Origin of the sequence: Streptomyces sp. TS71-3 (assembly GCF_018327685.1) — a bacterium.
Taxonomy (GTDB): domain Bacteria; phylum Actinomycetota; class Actinomycetes; order Streptomycetales; family Streptomycetaceae; genus Streptomyces.
This window is the reverse complement of sequence record NZ_BNEL01000001.1, coordinates 3390141-3412815: the sequence shown is the minus strand read 5'-3', so window position 1 is coordinate 3412815 and position 22675 is coordinate 3390141. Positions and strand designations below refer to the sequence as shown.

The window sequence follows — 22675 nt, the reverse complement described above, 5'->3', positions numbered from 1 at the left end:
AGAAGCACCTGGGAGCACGCCTCCCGGGCCCGGGGTTTCCCCACTGCCTGAAAGGGCATTGGGGAAACCCCGGGGGGAGACGTGTACGACATCGACTGCACAACGACTGCACTGCGGGAGCAAGCGGTGAGCGGAACGCCCGAAGGACCGGCCCCTCCGGCCAACCTCGCCCCCCGGCCCGTCACGGAGCGTCATGCGCGGGGCCCGGGCGTCGGTCCGGGGGCCGGCGCCCCTCCGGGCGCCCGCGGAGCCGCGCCCCGCAGCGGTGCGGACACCGGCGAGGGCCAGGAGCCGCGTGACACGGAGCCCCGAAGTCCGGGGGCCCGCCCCACCGACGGCGGGCCACCTCCCCCGGCCTCCGCGGCGCCCGCTCCCCTCGCCTCGACGCCCTTCGCCACGGGACCCCTCGCACCGGCGCCCACCCCCGCGCCCGCGCTCCCCGACCGCGGCCCGGCCGCCACCGCGCCGGAACCCAGGACCCCGGCGCCCACCGGCCCCGCGGGCGCCCACCCGGCGCCTCCCACCCAGATGCCGAGGGCGGTCCTCGACACGCCGGACGGCGACCGCGGCCGGCACGTGCCCGCCGTCCCGCTCGCACCCGCCCCCGTGCCGCTCGTGCCCGTCGGCCGGCTCACGCCCGCCGTGCACCTGGCCGCCTTCGACGCCGCGCCCGTCGCGCTGGCCGTCGTCGACGGCAGGGGCATCGTGGTGCACGCGAACACCGCCTTCACGCGGATCTTCGGCGCCGGCCGCACCGCCCCCACCGGCCGGGTCGCCGCGGACCTGCTGAACCTCGCCTCCGACGCCCGGACCTGGCAGGCGTACTGCGAGGTCCTGCACGGCCGGGGCACCAAGCTGCGCTGCACCCGGCGCCTGAAGCACCCCGCAGGGCACTCGCTCTGGGGCCAGGTGACGGTCGTGCCGCTGCCGCCCGGCGAGACGGCGGACGAGACCGGGGGCGCGGTGCTGCTGTCCGTCCTGGACATCAGCGCCCGCCGCGAGCTCCAGGCCCGGCTGCGGCACCTCCAGATGCACGACCCGGTGACCCGGCTCGCCAACCGCACCCTGTTCTTCGAACGGCTGACCAACGCCCTCGAACCGGGCGGGTTCGACAGGTACGACAGCGATCCCCAAGAAGCCGGTGCGGCCGGTACACCCGGTTCGGCCGGCGCCGCCCGCACCGCCTCCTGCGCGTCCGGCTCCTCCTCGCTCATCAACGCCTACGGGGACGGCGGCACCGGCCGGATCGGGCTGTGCTTCCTCGACCTCGACGGCTTCAAGGCGATCAACGACACGCTCGGCCACCGGGTAGGCGACCGGCTGCTCGCGGCCGTGGCGGAGCGGCTGACGCGCTGCGCGGACCAGGCGGGGTCGGGCCGCGCCGGCACCCCCCTGGTGGCCAGGCTGGGCGGCGACGAGTTCGCCCTGCTCGTGGAGGACTCGACCGGCACGGACCAGGTCGCGGACCTCGCCGAGTCGGTGCTGCGGGCCCTCCAGGAGCCCTTCGACCTGGCCGGGCAGCGCCTCACGATCTCCGCCTCGATCGGCGTGGTCGAGCGCCGCATGGCGGGCACCACGGCCACCGGCCTGATGCAGGCCGCGGACACCACGCTGTACTGGGCGAAGGCCGACGGCAAGGGCCGCTGGACGCTCTTCGACCCGGAGCGCAACGCCCACCGCATGACCCGCCAGGCGCTGTCCTCGACGCTCAGGGCCGCCGTCGAGCGGGGCGAGTTCATCCTGGACTACCAGCCGCTGGTGGGCCTGGAGAACGGCGCGCTGCACGGCGTGGAGGCGCTGGTGCGCTGGCAGCACCCGCAATTCGGGCCCTTGACGCCGAATCGGTTCATCGGACTGGCCGAAGAGGACGGCTCGATCGTGCAGCTCGGCCGCTGGGTGCTGCGCACGGCGTGCCGCCAGGCCCGCCGCTGGCAGCTCGACCACCCGGACGTGCCACCGGTCTACGTGAGCGTGAACGTCGCCGTGCGCCAGGTCTGGGACTCCGACCTGGTGGCCGACGTCGCCGAGATCCTCGCCGAGACCGGCCTCGCCCCCCGGCTGCTCCAGCTCGAACTGACCGAGTCCGCGGTGATGGGCTCCGCGGGACGCCCGCTCCAGGCCCTCCAGGCGCTCAGCGACATGGGCGTGCGGATCGCCATCGACGACTTCGGCACCGGCTACTCCAACCTGGCCTACCTCAGCAGGCTGCCGGTCTCGGTGCTGAAGCTGGACGGCTCCTTCGTGCACGGGTTCCGGTACGACGACGGTGCGCACCCGAACCCGGCCGACGAGGTGATCGTGGAGGCCCTGGTGCAGCTCGCGCACCGGCTCGGCCTCTCCGTGACCGCCGAGTGCGTGGAGACCCCGCGCCAGGCGGACCGGCTGCGCCGCATCGGCTGCGACATGGCCCAGGGCTGGCTGTACTCGCGGCCGGTGGCCCCGGACCACATCTCCGGAATGCTGACGGCGGGAGCGTGCCTACGGGCGTGACGCCCCGAACGCCCGGGGCAGGGCTCGCCCCGCACCACTTCCGGGGCAGGGCTCGCCCGGCACCACGCCCGGGGCGGGGCTCACTCCTGCGGCAGCCCGTAGGCGTCGGCGATCAGCTCGTAGGAGCGCACCCGCAGATCGCCGCTGTGGGCGTTGGCCGTGATCATCAGCTCGTCGGCGCCGGTGCGCTTCTGGAGGTCGTCGAGGCCGGCCCGCACCTCGTCGGGGGTGCCGTGGACCACGTTGGCGTTCCAGCCGTCGATGAACTCACGCTCGACGGGACTGAACTCGTACGCCTCGGCCTCCTCCGGGGTCGGAACCAGGCCGGGGCGTCCGGTCCGCAGCCGGACCATGTTGAGCGCCGCCGCCATGACCTGGCGGCGGGCCTCCTTCTCGTCCTCGGTCGCCAGCGCCGAGACGCCGATCAGCGCGTACGGCTTGTCGAGCACCGCGGACGGCGTGAACGACTGCCGGTAGAGGTCGAGCGCGGGCACGGTGTTCCGCGCCGAGAAGTGGTGGGCGAAGGCGAACGGCAGTCCGAGCACACCGGCGAGGCGTGCGCTGAAGCCGGACGAGCCGAGCAGCCAGACCGGCGGCCGGGCCGGCGACTGCACCCCGCCGGCCGCGTTCGCCTGGACGGGGCCGGGAACGGCGTGGATGCGGGCGTACGGATGCCCGTCGGGGAAGTCGTCGTCCAGGAACCGGGTGAGCTCGGCGAGCTGCTGGGGGAAGTCGTCCGCGCCCTCGTTCAGGTGGTCGGTGCGGCGCAGGGCCGCGGCGGTCGCGCCGTCGGTGCCGGGCGCGCGGCCGAGGCCCAGGTCGATCCGGCCCGGGGCCATGGCCTGGAGGGTGCCGAACTGCTCGGCGATGACCAGCGGCGCGTGGTTGGGCAGCATCACGCCGCCCGAACCGAGCCGGATCCGCTCGGTGTGGGCGGCGAGGTGCGCCAGGATCACGGCGGGCGAGGAGGACGCGACGCCGGGCATCGAGTGGTGCTCGGCGACCCAGTAGCGGTGGAAGCCGCGCTGCTCCGCGAGCCGGGCCAGCCGGACGCTGGTGCGCAACGCGTCGGTCGCGGTGTACCCCGCTCCGACGGTGACCAGGTCCAGAACCGAGAGCGGCACGGGGGCGGTGCCCCTCGTGTCTCCGACGATCTCCTCGGCCGGCCGGGCGGCGGCGTCGCTCGCGTTCACGTGGGGGTGCCTCCTGTCGTTGGACTGCGCCCAACGACGAACGGGAGGGGGGCTCCGCTTTATTCCCCCACGGTGGGGGGCGCCCCCGGCGATGGGCGCGAAGCGCCCTGTCAAGGGGCGCGGGGTGGGGGCACCTCCCACGCCCTTCAGGCAGTGGGGGACGTCAGGTCGCCACCGTCCCGAAGGGGCAGTCTCTGTCGCCTCCGGACCACCGGCACGTGGGGGTTGCTCGCGCAGTTCCCCGCGCCCCTTGAAGGCACCGGGGTGGCCCCGGACGATCGGCGCGCCCGGGGGGAACCGGGGTGGTCCCGGACAGAGACGGGCCCGGGCAGCGTGCCCGAAGGGAATCGGGGCCGAGGTCAGACGTTGACCTGCACCAACGGCTCCTTGGTGAAGAGCGCCCCCATCGCGGGGGCGTTCACGCGGCGCCCGGCAAGCCGCAACCCCTCCCACGCCGTGACCTGGTTCGCGGTGAGCACCGGCTTGCCGAGAGCCTCCTCCAGCTCGGGCAGGTACGCCACCGTGTGCAGGGCGGTGTCGGGCATCAGCACCGCGTCCGCGTCCGGGTGATCACCGGCGCGCGCCAGCTCCAGCACCTCGTCGCGACCCCAGGTACCGACCTCGGCCGCGGTGATGATGCCGCTGCCGCGGGTCGTCAGCACCTCGACCCCGCCGGCCTTCAGGAAGTCCGCGAAGAGCTCGGCGACGTCGTCGGGGTAGGTGGCGGCGACCGCCACCCGTCCGGCGCCCATCTCCTTGGCCGCGTGCAGGAACGCGAAGGACGTGCTGGACGAGGGGAGCCCCGCCGACTTGGCGAGCGCCCGCACCTGGTCGTGCGCACCCTTCCAGCCGTAGACGAAGCTGGCGCTGGTGCACGCCCAGACGACGGCCTCCGCACCGGCGAGGCGCAGTTCTTCGACCCCCGCCGAGAGGCGGTCCGCGGAGCCCATCTCCAGCAGCGCGTCGACGCGGTGCGCGTCCTCGCCGATGTCCGTGTGGACGACCGACAGCCGGATGTTGCTGCCGATCAGCTGCTCCATGCGCGGGTAGTCGTCCTCCGCCGAGTGGCCGGGATACAGGAATCCCAGTGCGGTCACGTCCAGCCTCCTTCTGCGGGTACTACGTGGGGCGGGCCACCCGGTGACGGGTGCGCCATCCCTTGACAGGTGGGGCGGCGGGTGGCCGTGGGGCCGGCCGCCACTGCCCTCGCCCGTTCCTATACCCGCTCGTCCGCGCCTACCCGGACGGCCGCCGCGATCCGGCCGACCGGCCGGGCCGCACGGCCCTCGCCCGCGGTCACGCCCAGCCGCCCTCGGCCTCCGGTGTGGACGGCCCCTCCGGAAGGACCGGGCCGCCGCCGGCCGCCGCGGGCGGCTGGTCGAGGACGCCGTCGGGCCACGCACGAGGGTTGAGCAGCGCCTGGTACGGCCCCACGGCCCGGGTGCCCAGGCGCCGCATCGCGGCCCACATCGTCACCTGGTTCGCGGACAGCACGGGCATCCTCAGCTCGGCCTCCAGCTGGGGGATCACGTCGTACGTCGGGAGGTTCGTGCAGCTGATGAAGAGCGCGTCGGCGGCCCCGCGCACCGCCTCCCGTGCCATATCCACGACATCGCGGTACGGCACCTTCCAGATGTGCCGGGTCAGGCCGAGCCCCGCCCGACCGGTGACCTGCACCCCGGCCTCGGCCAGGTAGTCCTCCAGGGCGCCGGTGACCGAGTCGGTGTAGGGGGTGACCAGGGCGATGCGCGAGGCCGACACCTCTTTGACCGCCTCCAGGAGCGCGCCGGAGGTGGTCAGCGAGTCCGCCTCCCCGGCGCGGTTCATCGCCTCGACCATCGCCCGCTCACCGGCGGTACCGCCGACGAAACTGCCGGAGGTGCAGGCGTACGCGACCACCTCGGGTTCGGCCACGCTGAGCGCGCGTACCGCCTCCTCCAGGGTCTCGTGCTCGCTGACCATCCGGGCCAGGTCGAGGCTGACCTCGACCGGCACGAACGGTGTGCGGGTCACGTAGAGCGAGACCTCGTCCGGAACCCAACGCCACAGTTCACGGTCGAGTGCGAAATCGAAAGGCGCGACGATCCCCACACCGCGCTGAGGGTGGGGGCCACCCAGGATCGAGACGTCCATTGCAAGCCCCAATTCAAGATCGAGCCAGGAGATATTGAGGTGCGACGGCCGTGGGGCCGGATTGACACCGAGGCTGGAGGATCACCGCAGGACCACCGGATACCAGTGTGGGGCATTCCGAGCCGAAACAGGCAGGGAGATCACGAACAGGTGCCGGCAAGCCCCTGAGGGGAGCTCCGGAAGAAGCGAGAGACCGGCACGCGCCGGGACGTCGGGACAGTGGTGCGCACGGAACACGTAAAAGGGTCCGTGTTGACGAAGGTAGGTTCGGCTGCCAGCGTGGTCAATCCGCATATTCGAGAAGGCCCACGTCGACACTGACCAGGGAAGCGGAACACCGTTGCAGGAGGGTTTCATCCCGATGTCCGAAGCCGCTCTTCCCAGCCTGCTCGTTCTCGGCCCCGAGCCTCCTCCGCGGCTCGGGGCGCTCACGGGGCGCACTCGGATCGAATTCGCCGACGAGGACTCGCTCGCCGCTCAATTGCCCGCCGCGGACGTGTTGTTGGTATGGGACTTCGCCTCGCACGCGGTGCGCTCGGCATGGCCGGGTGAAGGCCCGCGACCACGCTGGGTGCATACCGCCAGTGCGGGCGTCGATCATTTGATGACTCCGGCGCTGGCCGCCTCGGACACCGTGGTGACCAATGCGCGGGGAATTTTCGACCAGCCGATCGCCGAGTACGTCGCCGCCCTCGTTCTGGCGATGGCAAAAGACCTGCCGGCCACCTGGTCGCTCCAGGCCCGGCACGAGTGGCGGCACCGCGAGACCCAGAGAGTGGCCGAAAACCACGCCTGCGTGATCGGCTCGGGACCCATCGGAGTGGCCATCGCGCGGACACTGGAGGCGCTGGGGATCACCACGGCGGTGCTCGGCCGCCGCGCGCGCCCCGGCGTGCACGGCGGGGAGGACCTGGAACCGCTGGTGGCGGCCGCCGACTGGGTGATCAGTGCGGCGCCGCTCACCGACGACACGCGGGGGATGTTCGACGCCCGGTTCTTCGGGCTCATGCGGCCCTCCGCCCGCTTCGTCAACATCGGCCGGGGCCCCCTCGTCGTCGAGGCCGACCTCGCTCAGGCGCTGTCGCGGCGGTGGATCGCGGGCGCCGCGCTGGACGTCTTCGAGCAGGAGCCGCTGCCGCCCGAGAGCCCGCTGTGGGACACGCCGGGGCTGCTGGTCAACCCGCACATGAGCGGCGACACCATCGGCTGGCGGGACGACCTCGCGGCCCAGTTCGTCGCCATGTACGAACGGTGGGAGGCGGGCGAGCCGCTGCCGAACGTCGTCGACAAGGAGCGCGGCTACGTGCCCGGCGCCTGAGCCGCCCGCCGCCGCCCCCCGGGGACGCGGAGGGCGCGCAGGCAGCGCAGGCACAAGGGGCATGAGGGACGTGACGGACGCAGGCGTGTGGGACGTGACGGACGCAGGCGTGTGGGACGTGACGGACGCAGGCGTGTGGGACGCGAGGGACGCAGGCGTGTGGGACGCGAGGGACGCAGGCGTGTGGGACGCGAGGGACGTGACGGAACCGAGGGAGACGTGGAAGTGCCTATGACCGAACTCACAGACCTGACCGCCGCCCGGCTGATCGCCGCCTACCGCGATGGCACCCTCAGCCCGGTCGAGGTGACGGAGGCCGCCCTGCGGCGCTGCGAGGAGATTCAGCCCTCCGTGAACGCCTTCGTCCGGATAGCCGGTGAGGAGGCCCGGGAGCAGGCGCGGGCGTCGGAGGAGCGCTGGCGGCGCGGCGAGCCGATGGGTCTGCTGGACGGCGTGCCGGTGACCGTCAAGGACATCCTGCTGCAACGGGGCGCGCCCACCCTGCGCGGCTCCCTGACGGTGTCCCCGGAGGGGTCCTGGGACGAGGACGCGCCGTCGGTGGCACGGATGCGGGAGCACGGCGCCGTCCTCGTCGGCAAGACGACCACTCCCGAGTTCGGCTGGAAGGGGGTCACGGACTCCCCGCTGTCCGGCGTGACCCGCAATCCGCACGACCTCTCGCGCACCGCCGGCGGGTCGAGCGGCGGCAGCGCGGCGGCCGTGGCCATGGGCGCCGGGCCGCTGTCGCTGGGCACGGACGGCGGAGGCTCGGTGCGGATCCCGGCCGCCTTCTGCGGCATCTTCGCGTTGAAACCCACCTACGGGCGCGTACCGCTGTATCCGGCGAGCGCGTTCGGCACGCTGGCGCACGTCGGCCCGATGACCCGCGACGCCCTCGACGCCGCGCTGATGATGGACGTGATCAGCGCCCCGGACTCCCGCGACTGGTCCCATCTGGGCCCGGTGCGCGACAGCTACGTGCAGGCGCTCTCGCACGCGGACGACGGCACCGAGCTGGGCGAGCCCACCGAGGCCCTGCGCGGGCTGCGGGTGGCGTACGCGCCGACGCTGGGGGGCTACGCCGGCGTGCAGCCGGCGGTCGCAGAGGCGGTGGAGCGCGCCGTGCGCCGGCTCGCCGAGCTGGGCGCGGTGGTGGAGGAGGCCGACCCGGGCTTCGCGGACCCGGTGGAGGCGTTCCACACCCTGTGGTTCAGCGGCGCGGCCCGCGTCACCGAGCCGCTCGGCGCCGAGGCGCGCGGCCTGCTCGACCCCGGGCTGAGGGAGATCATCGCCCTCGGGGCTGCCTCCAGCGCGCTGGACTACCTGGCCGCGGTGGACGTCAGGATGGCCCTCGGCCGCCGGATGGGCCTCTTCCACGACACCTACGACCTGCTGGTGACGCCGGCGCTCCCGCTGACCGCGTTCGAGGCGGGCCGCGAGGCCCCGGCGGAGGCCGGGGCGGACGGCACCGCGGGGACGGCCGGCACCGGGGGCGGCCGCTGGACGGGCTGGACCCCGTTCACGTACCCGTTCAACCTGACCCAGCAGCCCGCGGCCTCGGTGCCCGTCGGCACGGACGAGGCGGGGCTGCCCATCGGCCTCCAGCTCGTCGGCGCCCGGCACGCGGACGCGCTGGTCCTGCGGGCGGCTCATGCGCTGTATGCGGCCGGGGTGGCAACCGGCGGCCTGGCCGCGGTGCCGGGCACCCGGTGATGTGACGGGGCACCGGCCCGGTGGCGTGACAGGGCACCGGACCGGTGACGTGACGGGGCGCCGGAGAAGTCCGTCGCGCCCCGTCCCGGACCTGTGTGAGTTGCCTCATGCCCGCCGGAAGGTCAGCGTCTCCCCGACCGCCCCGGCCCGCCAGAGGTCCTGGCAGGCGTCGGCCATCCGGTCGAGACCGTCGACGACCTGCCCCCAGACGATGCCGGGGATCCACCCGAGATCGCCGTTGATCAGCAGGTTGTTCCGCTCGTAGAAGAGCGCCAGGTCGACCATCGTGGCGCCGGCCTCGACGCCCGCGTCGGTGCTCCCGTACCCGTAGGCCTGGCTGCCGAGCTGTGTCCCGTTGAAGGAGAAATAGCAGAGGTCGCCCGGAATGGGGGTGACGGTCGGGTTCTCCAGCGGCGGCTCCTTCTCGGAGAACGGGTCGAAGAGGGCGTAGATCTCGTTGCGGGCGTACTTCGCGTGGTAGACGTCGCCGCCCAGCGGCAGCGCCTGCCACACCGCTTCGCACGTGATCGGGGCCCGATCATCGAGCAGTTTCGCTGTGCAGTGCACCCCTCGCTTGGCGAAGGCGACTTCGATAAAGCGCTCGGACATGCAGCGAGGCTTCCCCCGCAGCACGGTTCCCCATGCATCGCTCACGCATCATGACCCGGCCGCCCCTGCCGCACACCTCCACGACCGGCCCGCCGCGCACCGCCCGCCCTCCGCCGACGGTCGCCCTCCGCCGACGGTCGCCCTCCGCCGGCGGTCGCCCTCCGCCGACGGTCACCGGACGAGACCGCTCGACCATCGGAGGATGGTCGGCCGACCGCCACCGAAACAGAAAGGTCACCTTCCGGCCACTGTTGGGTCACGGCTACGGCTCAGACCGCATAGTTCCGGCCGATCGGGCAGGTGCTGCCTCTGGCCCCATCACCGGGGGACCCTTTTCTGGAGGTTCGTATTCATGGCCGAGTTCCCGAACTTGTCCCGCAGAGGCTTCCTCACCCGCACGGCGGCCGTCGGCGGCGTCATCGCCGTCCCCACACTTCTCACCGCGTGCACGAAGACGGACACCAGCAGCGACGGCAAGGGCAAGCTGGACGCGCTGAAGAAACAGGGCTTCGTGAAGGTGGCCTACGCCAATGAGGCGCCGTACGGATACAAGGAGGGCGGCAAGCTCAAGGGCGAGGCGCCCACGCTCCACGCCGCGATATTCAAGGCCCTCGGCGTCGACGAGCTGCGCCCGACCTTCACCGAGTTCGACGGACTCATTCCGGGCCTCCAGGCAGGCAAGTACGACGTGATCAGCGCCGGTATGGCCATCACTCCCGAGCGCTGCGAGAACGCGCTGTTCTCCGAGCCCGAGTTCATCTCGCCCACCGCGATCATGGTGAAGAAGGGCAACCCCAAGAAGATCACCGACCTGGCCTCGGCGAAGAAGGGGGGCGTCACGCTGGCCGTGATGTCCGGCGCCGTCGAGAAGGACTACGTCAGCTCGGCCGGAATCTCCGACGACAAGGTCAAGACGGTCCAGAAGCAGCAGGACGGCGCCGACGCCGTGAAGAACGGCCGGGTGGACGGCTTCGTCCTGACCGGCATCTCGCTGCGCTGGCTCGCCAAGACGAACCCCCAGGTCGAGGTCACCGAGCCCTTCGTCCCCGTGATGGGCGGCAAGAAGCAGTACAGCCCCGGCGGCGCCGTGTTCCGCAAGGGCAGCGAGGACCTGCGGGACGCGTTCAACAGGGAGCTCAAGAAGATCACTTCCGACGCGAGCCGCTACGTGCAGCTGCTGTCGCCGTACGGCTTCGGCAAGTCGGAGCTGCCCCCGCCGAGCCTGAAGACCGCCGACCTCTGCAAGGGCTGAAAAGACCACCTCATGGGTGACTTCTTCTCCTATTTCTCCGACCACGTGTCGCAGGCCGTCTCCGGACTGGGGGTGACGGTCGAGGCGACGCTGCTCGGTGCCCTCCTCGCGCTCGTGTTGTCCTTCGTGTTCGGCCTGATGGCGAACAGCAAACCGCTGCTGGTGCGCGGGATCTCCCGGGTGATCGTGGAGTTCTTCCGCGGCACCTCGCTGTACGTGCAGCTCTTCTGGCTGTTCTACGCGTTCCCTCTGGTGTCGGGCTACGAACTGTCGGCGCTGTTCTGCGGCGTCCTCGCGTTCGGCATGAACTACGGCGCCTACGGCTCCGAGGTCGTGCGCGGCGCCATCAACGCCGTACCGAAGGCCCAGTGGGAGGCCGCGATCGCGCTGAACATGAGCCCCTGGCAGCGGATGCGCCGGGTGATCATGCCGCAGGCGCTGGTGCAGATGATCCCGCCGTTCACCAACCTGCTGATCCAGCTTCTCAAGGCGACCCCGCTGCTGTGGCTGATCGGCGCCGCCGACCTGACGACGGCGATCCAGCAGATGCGTGACCGCACCGGTTCGAGCACCGCCGCCTACCTCACGCTGCTGGTCGTCTACTTCGTCCTCGCCTACGCGATGACGCTGGTCCTCAACGCCGTGGAGCGCGCGGGCAAGCGGCGCCTCGGCCAGTACACGGGCGCCCGGGGCCTGCTGCGCACCCGCACCGCGGAAGGCGCGGCGGCCGCGGGCCCGAAGGCACCGGTAGGGGGAGGTGCGGTATGACCTTCGAGTGGAAGTGGGACCGCGTGTCGGACGCGTTCCCGATGCTGATGGACGGGTTCGTGACCACCCTGCTGGCCACGGTGCTCGGCATCCTGGTGGCGGCCGTGCTCGGCCTCATCGTGGCCATGGCGAACCGGACGCCGACCCGTTTCGTCACGGTGCCCCTGCGGATCCTCGTCGAGTTCATCCGGTCGACCCCGCTGCTGGTGCAGCTCGTGTTCGCGTACGCGATCTTCAACACGGTGGACCCGCTGACGATCGGCATCGTGGTCCTGGGCATCCACTACGCCTCGTACCTCTCCGAGGTGTACCGGGCCGGCATCGACGCCGTACCGCGGGGCCAGTGGGAGGCGTCCCGCGCGCTGTCGCTGTCGCCGGGGCGCACCTGGCGGGCCGTGATCCTGCCGCAGGCCGTGCGGAACGTACTGCCGGCACTCGGCAACTACGCCATCGCCATGTTCAAGGAGACGCCTTTCCTCGCCGTCATCACGGTGGCCGAGATGGTCTCCAAGGCCCGCGAGTACGGCTCGGACCACTTCGCCTACACGGAGACCTTCACGCTGGCGGGACTGATCTTCCTGGTGGCGAGCTACCCGACCTCGCTTCTGATGAGGAGACTGGAGAAGCGCCTTGGCCATTGAACCGACCAAGCAGACCGAGGACGGCACCGAGCCGTCCGCCACCACGGCACCGGCCGCGGCGCCCACGGAGGCCACTGCGCCGGGCGTCGGCCACCTCGTCCAGTTCGACCAGGTGGTCAAGCGGTACGGCGACCACGTGGTACTCGACCACCTCGACTTCACCGTGCAGCGCGGCCAGCACGTCACGCTGATCGGACCGAGCGGTTCCGGCAAGACGACCATCCTGCGGCTGCTGATGACGCTGGAGCGCATCAGCGACGGCTACATATGGGTCGGCGGCGAGCCGCTGTCCCACATGCGCGGCGCGGACGGATCCCTGAAGCGGGCGAACGAGAAGCACCAGCGGGGGATCCGCAAGAAGATCGGCATGGTGTTCCAGCAGTTCAACCTGTTCCCGAACATGAACGTGCTCCAGAACATCACCGAGGCCCCGATCAACGTCCTCGGCGTCGACCGGGCGGAGGCAGAGGAGCGCGCCAGGGAACTGCTGAACCTGGTGGGCCTGGAAGACAAGGTCGTCGCCCACCCGACCCAGCTCTCCGGCGGCCAGCAGCAGCGCGTGGCCATCGCCCGCGCGCTGGCGATGCAGCCGGAGATACTGCTCCTGGACGAGGTCACCTCCGCCCTCGACCCGGAACTGGTCGCCGGCGTCCTCGACGTGCTGCGGGACATCGCGCACACCACGGACATCACCCTGATCTGCGTCACCCACGAGATGAACTTCGCACGGGACATCTCGGACCGGATCCTGATGTTCGACTCGGGCCGCGTGATCGAGTCCGGCGCCCCCGACAAGATCTTCGGCGACCCGGACCACGACCGGACGCGGGAGTTCCTGAGCGCGATCCTCTGAGGCGAGGCCCAGAGGGAGACCTCCATCCGGGGGCGGTGGCGTCGCCACCGCCCCCGGATGGTCATGAGCACCCCTCCGGACCAGGTAGGATTTACTTGTCAGCAGGCGCCGCTAGCTCAGTTGGTTAGAGCAGCTGACTCTTAATCAGCGGGTCCGGGGTTCGAGTCCCTGGCGGCGCACCAGTCTTCACCGGGCTGGCCTGGGCGTTCTCGGTTTCCGAGGACGCCCATTGGCGTTTTTGGGGGCCTGTATGGGGCCCACATGGGGCCCTGTGCCGAAAGTGCGTCGGTGGGGGCATCAACTGGTCGTGAAACGCCACCGCACATTCATGGGGTGAGCTTGACCAACCGTGGTCCACTCGACCCGAGCACTCCGCCGCCCAGGCCCTTCCGACTCACGAGGACGACCTGGGCGGCTCGGCGAGCGCGCGCGATGCGGGGACGTTGTCATTGCCGAAAACGTCGTCCGTGCAGGTCAAGCGGCATGTTGGTACTCGTGGAGGATGCCGCCGAGTCGGTCGCGTCTTCGTATGTCGAGGCGCGTGATCCGCTCTGGATCGCTGATGGGCGGCGGCAACGCGTGAAGCGGTCGGGCGTTGGCGATGCCCTGGTGCGGGCGGTGCTCGTTGTAGAACTGCTCGAACTCGCGCATGGCGTGGAGCAGGTGCCGGTGGTCCCAGATGAGGGTGCGGTCCAGGAGTTCATGGCGGCAGGTCTGTACCCATCGTTCCATGATCGAGTTCATGCGGGGGATCCGCACGCCGCTGAGCAAGATCTCGATGCTGGCGTCGGCGAGGATAGTGTCGAAGGTAGAAGTCCGCCGACTCCTGGCGCTTCACCTCGCCTCGAACCGCCCAGCCGGCCGGTCGCTTTGCTCGCACGTGCTGAGCTGGTCGCAGTGGCGCCGCAGACGCCAGGCCGTCGCCCGCCACTACCACTACCAGCGACGACTCCACTCGTTGGAGGGGCCCCTTGGGCAAGGCCACCCCTGAGACCCCACCACCCAACTACATTCCGGACAGCCTCTCTGAGCAGGCCAGATAGCGAAACGCTGCTGGAGTACTGATCGTGTTCATGCCGCAACACGCTCGTAGGAGACCTCAACGCTCGTGCAGACGATGTCATACGTGCCGTGATCATCAAAGGCGATTCGGTAGTGATACAGGTCGGACTCATTCAGGGCTGGCATTGCTGTACGCGTCAACACCTTCGAGTCCGCAAAACTCTTCAGAATGTCTGAGTCGACTAGCCTTATGAGGGCATACGCGAATTCCTGGCGATTTGACAGATCGAGACCCAACTCGAAATCCGAGAACCGGAGATCGAGGATCTGAGCAAACCGGAGGATAGTCACCCAGTTCATTCCATCGTCATCAACGGGCGACGAATCAAACCATAGGACACAGTCAGTGAGGTTTTCTCAGAGAAATGATCTTCGCGAAGCGTTGTGAACCGCTCGCCTCGGGGTGGATCGGACGAACTCATCCTGGTCGTGAGCAGACGTAAAGCCCCTGGTAGGACAGGTCTCACCACAAGAACTCGTCCGACCCACCAGAGGCTTCACGTTGGTCACCTATGTTGCCACGCTCGATGTTCCGCGCCATGTCGTGGATCACCTTTCACGACTGCTGGCCGCCCACCGGCGACGGCTGGGCACTCCGCGGGGGTCGCGGGCGCTGGGTCCGTTCCGTCAGGCCGTGCTGGTGCTGCGCTGGTTCCGCGAGCAGGCGTGCGTGCACTGTCTGGCCCGCGACGCCGGGGTCTCCCAGGCCACCGGCTACCGCTACCTCCACGAAGGCATCGACGCGCTGGCCGCCCAAGCCCCCGACTTGCACGACGTCCTGAACCGCTGCCGGCGGGAAGGAATGACGCACGTGATTTTGGACGGCACACTCATCGAGTCCGACCGTCTCGCCGGCGTCCGCGACAACGGCAACGACCTGTGGTTCAGCCAGAAGCACAAGGCGTTCGGCGGCAACGTGCAGTTCCTGTCCTCCCCGAACGGCACCCCGCTGTGGGTCTCCGATGTCGAGCCCGGCTCCACCCCCGACATCACAGCGGCCCGTATCCACGTCCTGCCCGTTCTGTACAAGGCCGCCGCCGACGGTTTGCCGACTCTTGCCGACAAGGGTTACATCGGCGCCGGAATCGGCATCCACATCCCGGTGCGCCGCCCCCAGGGTAGATCTGAGCAAGCCCTCCACACCGATACCCGAACCACGAACACCCTGATCAGAGATCTGCGCGCCCTCGGCGAACGCGCAGCCGCCGAACTCAAGGAACGCTGGCGCGCGCTCAAGAAGGTCTCGCTCAGTCCCAGCCGGATCGGCGACATCGCCCGTGCCGCACTCGTCCTCAACGGAATCTTGAAATGATCTTCGTTGAGAAAACCTCAGTCTGCCCCTCGTGCCCCTCGATGCAGACCAAGGGCGCGTCGGCGAAACCAGTCCGCAGACGCTCGCCCATGACTTCCTCAAACATGTGCCCCTGCCTGCAAGATGTCTGGCCCGAGTGGCTTTAGCAGTTACCTAGCCAAAGCCGGGCATATTGATTGTATCAAGCATCGTCCGATCTTTCATCGAAGGTGTGACAGCGACTCTGGTCCACGGAATCGCGTCTCCCAGCGGGCCCACCTCGCCTAGCCGACCAAGTAGCTTTGAAGACGCTTCAACCATATTGATGTTCCGGGGACCTGACCTCGGTTCTTCATGAGACGGAGGGGCACACGAGACGTACAGGAATCTATTCGTACACAAGACCCGCCGAGAAGATCAAGGCGATTGTCGACCATTTTGGAACTTGAGGAACAGCTTCCCCTGTGTGATGACGCAGGAATGCGTCAATACCTTCAAGCCAGGCGCTCGATGCTTCGATGAAGTCAGGCGTATTGGGATTCTCGACGGGAACCACCCCGCGCCGCGCTTTCTCCGAGAGGTCGGCAAGATACGCGACTAGTTCTTCTAGTGAACTCACAGCCAATGCCGCATCAATAGGGCTACTCACGGACTCCACACCTCTCCAGTACCACGGATTCTAATCGACGTTCGGGCCGCATCTTGATCAAACTTAAAACCTTCGGCAGCTACTTCCTCTGGTGTCGCCATTACGTACGGAACTTGCTCCAGACCGGCCTTCTGAAAAGTCACCAGACGACGATGGTCAAGTGTGTAGAGATCACCTTCACGTTCAACAAGGCGGATCGGCGGAAAATCACTCGGGTTAATATGTCCAGCCCTAATCCCTGCCGCTGTATCCTCGATCGTGTTGCCGTTTTTGAAGCGTGCCGAGACACCGCGCTGGGCAAATTTTATAACTTTCGGATCGATCGTATTGCAGTTGTGAACGAGTACCGGGGTGGTCCCGGCGAGCACATAGTACGTGTGGGTGCCGGTGATGGTGAGGTCGTGGGTGCGGTGGTGTTTGGTGTAGTGCTGGACGGCTGTGATGGGGATGCTGGTGCCGGCGGAGGTGCGGAGATGCTGTCCGGGTTTCAGGTCGCCTGCGGTGACCCATTTTTTGAGGTCGGGAATCCAGAAGGGGTGGGTGTCGGTGGCAGTCAGGTGGGTGGGGCCGTCTTTGGTGGTGACGGTGAGCCGCGTGAACTGCTTGTCGTCTTCGGTGGTGATCGAGGCGGCCACAGGAGTGGCGGTGGTCTTGCCGGTCTTCGGGTCGGTGGCCAGGACTATGTCACCGGGGTGCAGTTTCTGGATGGCTTTGCTGGTGCCGTCGGCGAGGAGGACTCCGGTCCCGGGCATGAAGCTGTGGCACACAGCCTTCGCTGCCTTCGCGCCTGCCCGTGCCACTCCGGCGGCCTGGCCTATGGCTGCGCCACCGGCCGCTCCGGCGGCGCCCCATGCCGCGCCGTCCAGCTCGTCCTTGAGCACGCCGGTGGTGGAATGGTCGGCCTTGGGGTTGAGGAAGTTGCCGACCGCTCCTCCGGCGGCCCCGGCCAGGGCCCCGCACCCGGCCACCGCTGCCATCAGGGATATCCCGCCGCTCTCGGGCGCCGCGAAGGTGGCCGCGCCGTAGCAGCCGGCGTAGGTCAGCGCCTCCGTGACCGGCGCTGCCACGACCCTGGCGATCGACTTGATGGGATGCCAGATCCTGTCCCACAGCGATTGCTTCTTCGGCTGAACCGGTGCGTCGAACACCGGCGAGGAAGGAGGCGTCAACCAGTCGTATTGGGAAGGCGGCCCGGGGTCGGCGGGGGCGTCGCTTGCTGCCCCGTCGCCGCTCTGGTGACTGGAGGGACAGGCCGGGTCGTCGCCGCCACAGCGCAGGTACGTGCCGGTGGGGTCCGGGAAGGTGACCGGGTTGTTGTTGCCGTAGGCGTAGCCGTTGATCTGCTGCGGGTCCGTCGCGTCCAGGACCGGGTCGACGGAGAGGAAGCGGCCGGTTGACTGGTCGTACTCGCGTGCCCCGAGGTGGGTGAGGCCGGTGGAGTCCTCGATGCCGCCGACGAAGCCGTGGTCGCCTGGCCACGCCGCGGGCTCGGTGCCGCGCAAGTCGCCGAACGGGGTGGTGCGGCGCTGGTCGAGGCTGAGGGTGGTGGCGTCGATGGCGAGTTGGCCGGTGCCCTGGTGGTCGGGGATCTGGAAGGAGACCTTGCCGTCGTCCGTTTGGACGGCCTGGATGCCGCCGATGGTGTAGTAGCGGGTCGCCTTCGCTTTGGTGGCGCCCTTGGGCAGGAAGATCTCGGTGTTGTCGAGGTAGAGGGTGGTGCCGTCGGCGGCGCGTTGGAAGAGGCGGTTGCCGTCGGGGTCGTAGAGGTAGGACGTGGTCTGCGTGCCGCCTCCCGAGCTGGTGGGCTCGGTGACCGAGGCGAGGTGGCCTTCGGGGTCCCAGGTCAGGGTCTGCTTGTCGCCGGCGATGGTCCGGGTGTAGGTGTTGCCGTCGTCGTCGTAGGTGTAGGTGTCGCGGCTGGTGGTGCCGCCCTGGACGGTGTCGACCCGGGTGAGGGTGTGGGGCTGGTTCGAGCCTGCCGGCGGGTAGGTGTAGGTGTGGGTGGTGTCGCGGCTGGTGTCCCCGGTCGGGTCGTGCTCGGTCTCGGTCGCGCGGTTGCCGACGGAGGCACCGTTGGCCGCCCGGTCGTAGGTGTAGGAGGACCAGTACGGCGCCGGACCGCCGAGGATCTGCGCGGACGGTGAGGCGGCGCAGTCCGTCATTCCCTGGGCCCAGGCCTCGGTCAGGCGCTGGAGATAGTCATAGGTGAAGCACTGGGTGTCGATGCCGTCGCGTGAGCTGTCGGCGACGGACAGGATGTCGCCGGCCTGGTCGTAGCCGTAAGTGGTGGAACGATCGACCCCGGGCACGTCCTCGCGGTCGACCCGGGAGGAGTGCAGGCGCTGGGTGCCCCACTCGTAGTCGTCGGTGAGCCAGGCGTGCTTACCCGCCGTCGTGGACAGCTCGTACTGAAGGGGTTTGCCGACGTCGTCGTAGGTGGTGTCGGTCAGGTAGGTCGAGCTGCCGGTGACGGTGGTGAGCTGGTGGAGAGAGTTGTAACCGTAGACGACGGCTTCACCGGGAAGCGAGCCCGCGGCTGGATAGGACGGGCCCTGCGACGTGCCGTCCAGGTTGTAGCGGGTGTTGAACTGGTACGAGCCGGCCAGTGCCTCTGCCCCCTCGACGGCGGGGATGGTGATGGTGGTGCGGGTGGGCCGGTAGTAGGCGTCGTATGAGTTGACGGTGTTGGTGTAGGCGTTGCCGTTGTCGTAGCGGGTTGCCGAGGTGAGCTGGCCCTTGGCGACGGTGTCGTAGGTCCACTTCGCCAGCAGAGGTCCGGTGGCGGTGTCCTTGTGCTCCTCGAGTTTGCGGCCAAGGTCGTCGTAGCCGTAGACGAGGGTGGTGTGCCGGGCGTCCGTGGTGGTGATCACCCGGCCGCGGTCGTCGTATGTGGACGTGGTGGTACCGCGATCAGGGTCACTCGCCGTGATCTGGTGGCCCGACTGGTCGTAGTCGTAGCTCCAGGTGTTGCCGACGGGGTCGGTGACTGTGTGGAGCTGCCCGGCGGGGGTGTAGTCGTAGAGGGTCTTGTCGGGTGTACCGGTGGGCTCGTTCCCGTGGTACTTCCACAGTTCCCTGGTGTGCCCCCTCACATCGGTCAGCGTGGTGGTGGCCGGGGCTCCGTCGGGCGGGGTGACGGTGGTGCGGTCACCGCCGTACGTGGTCGTGGTGGTCGCCAGGGTGCGTGACGGAGTCGCCTCGCCGTTGCCGGCGACGTCCTTCTTCTCGATCTGTCGTCCGAGCCCGTCGTAGGTGAACCAAGCCTGAGTTTCCACGCTCATGGCGTCGTCGAGGTCGACTGCGGTCGTGGAGGGCGCTTGCTTGACGTAGTAGGGGGCGAAGGTCTTGGCCGTCAGTCCGCGTTCGTCGTAGAACGTGTCGCTGACGACCGTGCCGCCGTCCTTGCCGGGGTCCTGGGTCTGGTGCGGGCGCAGGAATCCGTCGTAGAAGTCGTAACTGGTCCGCTGCGACCCGTCGTTGTTGAGCGTCTTGGTGCCGACCACCACTGGTTTGTTGCCGGTGATGGTGTAGGTGTACGCGTCGCTGGGGTTTTGGGATCTGGTGCGGTCGGCCAGCCACACGGCCGTGGTCCTGCCCAGGGCGTCGTAGGCGATCTGGGTGTGCCGGTTGTTGGCGTCCACGACGTCGGTGGGCAGGCCGCGTACCGTGTTCTGCGTCGTGGTGGTGGTCTGTGCGGTGTCCGGGGTGTCCGAGTTGGCCGGCGGGCCCTTGACGGTCACGGTGGTGGCAAAGCCCGTGCTCGGGGCGTACTGGGTGGTCGTGGCCAGGCCGTCGCTGCGCGGGGTGCGGGTGAGTTTGCCCGTGCTGTCGGCGGTGAGGGTGGCGGTGAGGTCCGTGGTCCTGACGGTCCGGCCGTAGTCGTCGAACGTGGCTCCGGCTTCGAGGTAGGTGGCCTTGGTTCCGTCGTGGGACTTCAGCGTGGCGGTGTGGTAGGCGTCGCCCTTGGTCGGTGCGGCTGTGTAGTCATCACCGTCGTAGGCGGTACGGACGTCGGATATGACCTGGGTGGCCCGGTCCGGTGTGGTGTCGCAGTTGACGGAGACCGTCTCCACGCGGGAGGTGAGGGACAGCAGGTTCTCTTTGGTGTTGTCCGCGTACGTGGTGCGCTGGCACTGGTCGTCGGAGCTTGTGCCGCTCTGTCCGAGGTCGTTGGACTCGATGGTGCGGCCGTTGTCGTCGAAGGTGTTGAAGGCGCTGTTCTCGCGCCACTTGTTCCCCCCGCCGTTGTCGAGGGACGTGTAGGTGTGAGTCGACGCCGTTCCCGTCAGGTTGGCCGTGGTGGTGCCCCAGTCCCTCACGCGCTTGGCGGTTTCCCGGAACCAGCCGTGGTTGACGGTCTTGTTCAGCACCTCGCCCGAGGGGGCGGAGTAGTTCTCCGTGCGGTACTCGAAACCGTCCAGGGCGGGCCAGTCGGTCAGTGTCGCACCCTCGCCGTCGTCGAGGTCGACCGTCTTGGTGCCACCACTCGGGCCGGAGCGGTCCCCGTCCATCCCACGCAGGAAGAAGTGGTCTGCCTGGGTCTTCATGCCCGACTGGCCGCCGGTCTGGACACGTACCTGCCGGTAGCCCCGCCACTGCGACCAGGTCTTGTACTTCTTCTTGGTCAGCCCGTCATCGTCGTCGAAGTGCCACGCGGGATCGCCCATGTAGGTGTACTTGGTGACCATGTCCGGCGACAGGTCCGTGTTATCCGTCTGCGTAACAGAACCCACCACGTACTTGTTGAACCACTGCAGGCTCGGACTCGCCTGACCGGAGGCGGCGAAGTAACTCGGCATGCACAGTGTCGTGTTCGTCTGAGGCGTCGGCAGAGCGTCCAGGGAGCAGCCGGGATCCGAGTACGTGACGTCGGTCTGGCCACCCGATTCGTCGATGACGGCGGACAGGCGCTCCTTGATGAAGGGTGCGGTGTCGTCGTCGGGCTGGTCGAGCCGGTTAGGGTCCTGGTGGTAGCCGAAGGTGACCTTGGGCAGCGTGATCGCCGGAGTGGCGGACTTCCCGGTGTGCTGGATGGAGTCCAAAAGCAGCTGGTAGGCGATGTCGGCCATGCCCCAGTGCTGGGTGAACGCCCAGGAGTCCACATCCTGGTAGGTCCCGTCAGACTTGAGCGTCTGCGTCGTGATCTGCGTCAGGCGTTTCCTGGTCCAGAACGTGGGTGAACCGTTCAGGCAGTCCTTGTCGTCGTCGCAGTGCTGGTCCCACGGTGTGTCGTACCAGTAGAAGGACTTGTCGTCGATGGTGTCCGCCGCACACGTGACCCCGGACTCGGGCAGGCAGCGCTCGGTGGAGTCGAAGTCGACCTTCGCCAGCGGCTTGCCGGAGTACATGCTGTCGGAGCGCAGCCCGTACTCGATCCGGTCGAGCGAACCGCCTCGGTCGTACGGGGTGCCGTCGGTGACCTTGAAGTTGCGCGAGTAGTTGTTCGTCTCGGTGTCGTAGTAGTAGGCGATGGCGTCGCCGTGGGTGTCGACGACGTAGTCGAGGTTCCACTGCCACGCCTGCTGGCACCAGGAATCGGCGAACGTCGCCGCGTGACAGAACTCCCCCGCGTCGTTGCCGTAGACGGGCACCGTCCATGTCGAGTCGGTGGTCTCCTTGCCGGAGCTCCAGCCGGGCAACCTGTTGTAACCGAAGTAGTACTGCGTACCGTCGGTGGTGGTCACGACCCAGTACTCCTGGTCGTTGTCACCGTTGCCCCGGGCGTCGGTGGACGACCCGTTCAGGTGCTCGACCCGGGTACCGTCATCCTTCTTCAGCCGCCAGAGGTTACTGCCGGCCGGAATGAGCTCGTTGGACGTGCCGTTGAGCGTCAGGGTGGCGTTGTCGTAACCCCAGCACAGGTCGCCCGACTCGTGTCCGTCGATCTTGACGCCCTCGTCGGCGCAGGGCACGTAACTGCGCTGGATCGACCCGGACCACAGATCGAAGCCGTCCCCCGCCCAGGACCCCTGGTTGTTGGTCGTCCCGGTGCGGCCGTCGATGGCGCCGGAAGAGTACGACAGACTCACCTTGGGAGTGAGGTCGCTGGGCACCTTCGGGGCCGGCATGTCGTACGACCAGGAGAACTGGCCACTGTTCAGGTCCGTCTGCCACGTTGACGACGGCGACAGGGAGGTGGCCTTGTAGTCACCGTGATCACCGGCGTCGGACGCGGTGAGGGCGAGCACGGTGGCGGAGCGGGCGCCGTCCTGCCCAGGAAGCGTCACCGCGTCGGCGCTCAGCGTCCGGTGGGCCGTATCGTTGGTGGCCGCCACGAGCTTCTGCACCCGGCAGCCCGACTTGCCGGGCGTGGTAAGGGCGCACGCGGGGAGCTGCACCATGTGCAGGCGCGATCCGTAGGCACCACCGTATGCCTGGGCGTAGGACGAGTAGTCGACGTCCAGGCCGACCGTTCCCGGTTGGGTGACCGAGTCCGCGCGCCGCACGGTGAGAACCATCCCGTCAACACCCGCACGGGAGGCCGTCTTACGGTCGACGATGCTGACCTGCGCCTTTGCGACCCGTTGTACTGGCGCTTGATGAGCCTTGCCGGATCCCCCTTGGCTGGCCTCGCCCTTGCCGCGAAGGTCGTCACCAGACGAAGTTGCTTGCTGCTGGGGAGCCCGCAGGGCCAGCGGCAGCTTGCCGAGCCGTGGATGGGCCGCGCGGTCGGTCGCCTTCCCCGCCGGTTCGGGGATCGTCG

16 protein-coding genes and 1 tRNA gene are annotated in these 22675 nt (G+C 68.9%); 9 read left to right on the top strand and 8 right to left on the bottom strand.

The window, feature by feature from the left end; genetic code table 11:
- Positions 1 to 528 precede the first annotated feature (528 nt).
- Positions 529 to 2490 carry a bifunctional diguanylate cyclase/phosphodiesterase gene (locus Sm713_RS40370; RefSeq protein WP_249416280.1) on the top strand — a complete coding sequence of 654 codons (1962 nt, stop codon included), beginning with the start codon at positions 529 to 531 and terminating at the stop codon, positions 2488 to 2490.
- Positions 2491 to 2570: 80 nt separating this feature from the next.
- On the opposite strand, the gene Sm713_RS13830 is transcribed toward Sm713_RS40370, so the two are convergent.
- From Sm713_RS13830 to Sm713_RS13820, 3 genes are all read right to left on the bottom strand, one after another.
- Positions 2571 to 3683 (bottom strand): LLM class flavin-dependent oxidoreductase, encoded by a 1113-nt coding sequence (locus tag Sm713_RS13830; protein ID WP_212909930.1) that lies wholly within the window; start codon positions 3681 to 3683, stop codon positions 2571 to 2573.
- Between the two features lie 359 nt (positions 3684 to 4042).
- Positions 4043 to 4780 (bottom strand): aspartate/glutamate racemase family protein, encoded by a 738-nt coding sequence (locus tag Sm713_RS13825; RefSeq protein WP_212909929.1) that lies wholly within the window; start codon positions 4778 to 4780, stop codon positions 4043 to 4045.
- 199 nt (positions 4781 to 4979) lie between these two features.
- On the bottom strand, positions 4980 to 5816 hold the full coding sequence (locus Sm713_RS13820; RefSeq protein ID WP_212909928.1) for an aspartate/glutamate racemase family protein: 837 nt from the start codon (positions 5814 to 5816) through the stop codon (positions 4980 to 4982).
- Positions 5817 to 6177: 361 nt separating this feature from the next.
- Between Sm713_RS13820 and Sm713_RS13815 the strand changes: the two genes are divergently transcribed.
- Positions 6178 to 7134 carry a D-2-hydroxyacid dehydrogenase gene (locus Sm713_RS13815; protein ID WP_212909927.1) on the top strand — a complete coding sequence of 319 codons (957 nt, stop codon included), beginning with the start codon at positions 6178 to 6180 and terminating at the stop codon, positions 7132 to 7134.
- A 231-nt stretch (positions 7135 to 7365) separates the two neighbouring features.
- A complete protein-coding gene (locus Sm713_RS13805; protein ID WP_212909926.1) occupies positions 7366 to 8847 on the top strand; it encodes an amidase in 1482 nt (493 codons plus the stop codon).
- Between the two features lie 105 nt (positions 8848 to 8952).
- On the opposite strand, the gene Sm713_RS13800 is transcribed toward Sm713_RS13805, so the two are convergent.
- Positions 8953 to 9456 carry a DUF3830 family protein gene (locus tag Sm713_RS13800; RefSeq protein ID WP_212909925.1) on the bottom strand — a complete coding sequence of 168 codons (504 nt, stop codon included), beginning with the start codon at positions 9454 to 9456 and terminating at the stop codon, positions 8953 to 8955.
- 352 nt (positions 9457 to 9808) lie between these two features.
- Between Sm713_RS13800 and ehuB the strand changes: the two genes are divergently transcribed.
- From ehuB to Sm713_RS13775, 5 genes are all read left to right on the top strand, one after another.
- Complete coding sequence (ehuB, locus tag Sm713_RS13795; protein ID WP_212909924.1) at positions 9809 to 10708, top strand: ectoine/hydroxyectoine ABC transporter substrate-binding protein EhuB; 900 nt, start codon at positions 9809 to 9811, stop codon at positions 10706 to 10708.
- Between the two features lie 12 nt (positions 10709 to 10720).
- Positions 10721 to 11476 (top strand): ectoine/hydroxyectoine ABC transporter permease subunit EhuC, encoded by a 756-nt coding sequence (gene ehuC / locus Sm713_RS13790; protein WP_212909923.1) that lies wholly within the window; start codon positions 10721 to 10723, stop codon positions 11474 to 11476.
- Complete coding sequence (ehuD, locus tag Sm713_RS13785) at positions 11473 to 12117, top strand: ectoine/hydroxyectoine ABC transporter permease subunit EhuD (protein ID WP_212909922.1); 645 nt, start codon at positions 11473 to 11475, stop codon at positions 12115 to 12117. Before ehuC ends, ehuD begins: the two co-directional genes overlap by 4 nt.
- The gene (gene ehuA, locus Sm713_RS13780; protein WP_249416279.1) at positions 12107 to 12970 is read left to right on the top strand and encodes an ectoine/hydroxyectoine ABC transporter ATP-binding protein EhuA; all 864 of its coding nucleotides are present in this window, start codon (positions 12107 to 12109) and stop codon (positions 12968 to 12970) included. The genes ehuD and ehuA overlap by 11 nt, the downstream gene beginning before the upstream one ends.
- A gap of 105 nt (positions 12971 to 13075) precedes the next feature.
- Positions 13076 to 13152 (top strand) — tRNA-Lys (locus Sm713_RS13775).
- Between the two features lie 292 nt (positions 13153 to 13444).
- On the opposite strand, the gene Sm713_RS13770 is transcribed toward Sm713_RS13775, so the two are convergent.
- Both Sm713_RS13770 and Sm713_RS13765 read right to left on the bottom strand, forming a co-directional pair.
- Positions 13445 to 13741 (bottom strand): integrase core domain-containing protein, encoded by a 297-nt coding sequence (locus Sm713_RS13770; RefSeq protein WP_283249775.1) that lies wholly within the window; start codon positions 13739 to 13741, stop codon positions 13445 to 13447.
- 300 nt (positions 13742 to 14041) lie between these two features.
- Entirely contained in the window at positions 14042 to 14323 is a 282-nt protein-coding gene (locus Sm713_RS13765) for a hypothetical protein (RefSeq protein WP_212909921.1), read from the bottom strand.
- A 211-nt stretch (positions 14324 to 14534) separates the two neighbouring features.
- On the opposite strand from Sm713_RS13765, the gene Sm713_RS13760 reads away from it, so the two are divergent.
- Positions 14535 to 15344, top strand: a complete 810-nt coding sequence (locus Sm713_RS13760) for a transposase family protein (protein ID WP_212907842.1) — start codon at positions 14535 to 14537, stop codon at positions 15342 to 15344.
- A 367-nt stretch (positions 15345 to 15711) separates the two neighbouring features.
- Here the strand turns inward: Sm713_RS13760 and Sm713_RS13755 are convergent, their stop codons facing one another.
- Together Sm713_RS13755 and Sm713_RS13750 are read right to left on the bottom strand one after the other, a co-directional pair.
- Positions 15712 to 15972, bottom strand: a complete 261-nt coding sequence (locus Sm713_RS13755) for a hypothetical protein (RefSeq protein ID WP_212909920.1) — start codon at positions 15970 to 15972, stop codon at positions 15712 to 15714.
- Entirely contained in the window at positions 15969 to 22430 is a 6462-nt protein-coding gene (locus tag Sm713_RS13750; RefSeq protein ID WP_212909919.1) for an RHS repeat-associated core domain-containing protein, read from the bottom strand. Before Sm713_RS13750 ends, Sm713_RS13755 begins: the two co-directional genes overlap by 4 nt.
- Positions 22431 to 22675: the final 245 nt, after the last annotated feature.

What these genes read in the sequence shown, in the direction of transcription:
- ehuC (WP_212909923.1), top strand. Translation starts at nt 10,721, where the DNA reads ATGGGTGACTTCTTCTCCTATTTCTCCGACCACGTGTCGCAGGCCGTC.
- ehuB (WP_212909924.1), top strand. Translation starts at nt 9,809, where the DNA reads ATGGCCGAGTTCCCGAACTTGTCCCGCAGAGGCTTCCTCACCCGCACG.
- Sm713_RS13805 (WP_212909926.1), top strand. Translation starts at nt 7,366, where the DNA reads ATGACCGAACTCACAGACCTGACCGCCGCCCGGCTGATCGCCGCCTAC.
- Sm713_RS13820 (WP_212909928.1), bottom strand. Translation starts at nt 5,816, where the DNA reads ATGGACGTCTCGATCCTGGGTGGCCCCCACCCTCAGCGCGGTGTGGGG.
- Sm713_RS13815 (WP_212909927.1), top strand. Translation starts at nt 6,178, where the DNA reads ATGTCCGAAGCCGCTCTTCCCAGCCTGCTCGTTCTCGGCCCCGAGCCT.
- Sm713_RS40370 (WP_249416280.1), top strand. Translation starts at nt 529, where the DNA reads ATGCCGAGGGCGGTCCTCGACACGCCGGACGGCGACCGCGGCCGGCAC.
- Sm713_RS13800 (WP_212909925.1), bottom strand. Translation starts at nt 9,456, where the DNA reads ATGTCCGAGCGCTTTATCGAAGTCGCCTTCGCCAAGCGAGGGGTGCAC.
- ehuD (WP_212909922.1), top strand. Translation starts at nt 11,473, where the DNA reads ATGACCTTCGAGTGGAAGTGGGACCGCGTGTCGGACGCGTTCCCGATG.
- Sm713_RS13750 (WP_212909919.1), bottom strand. Translation starts at nt 22,430, where the DNA reads ATGGTTCTCACCGTGCGGCGCGCGGACTCGGTCACCCAACCGGGAACG.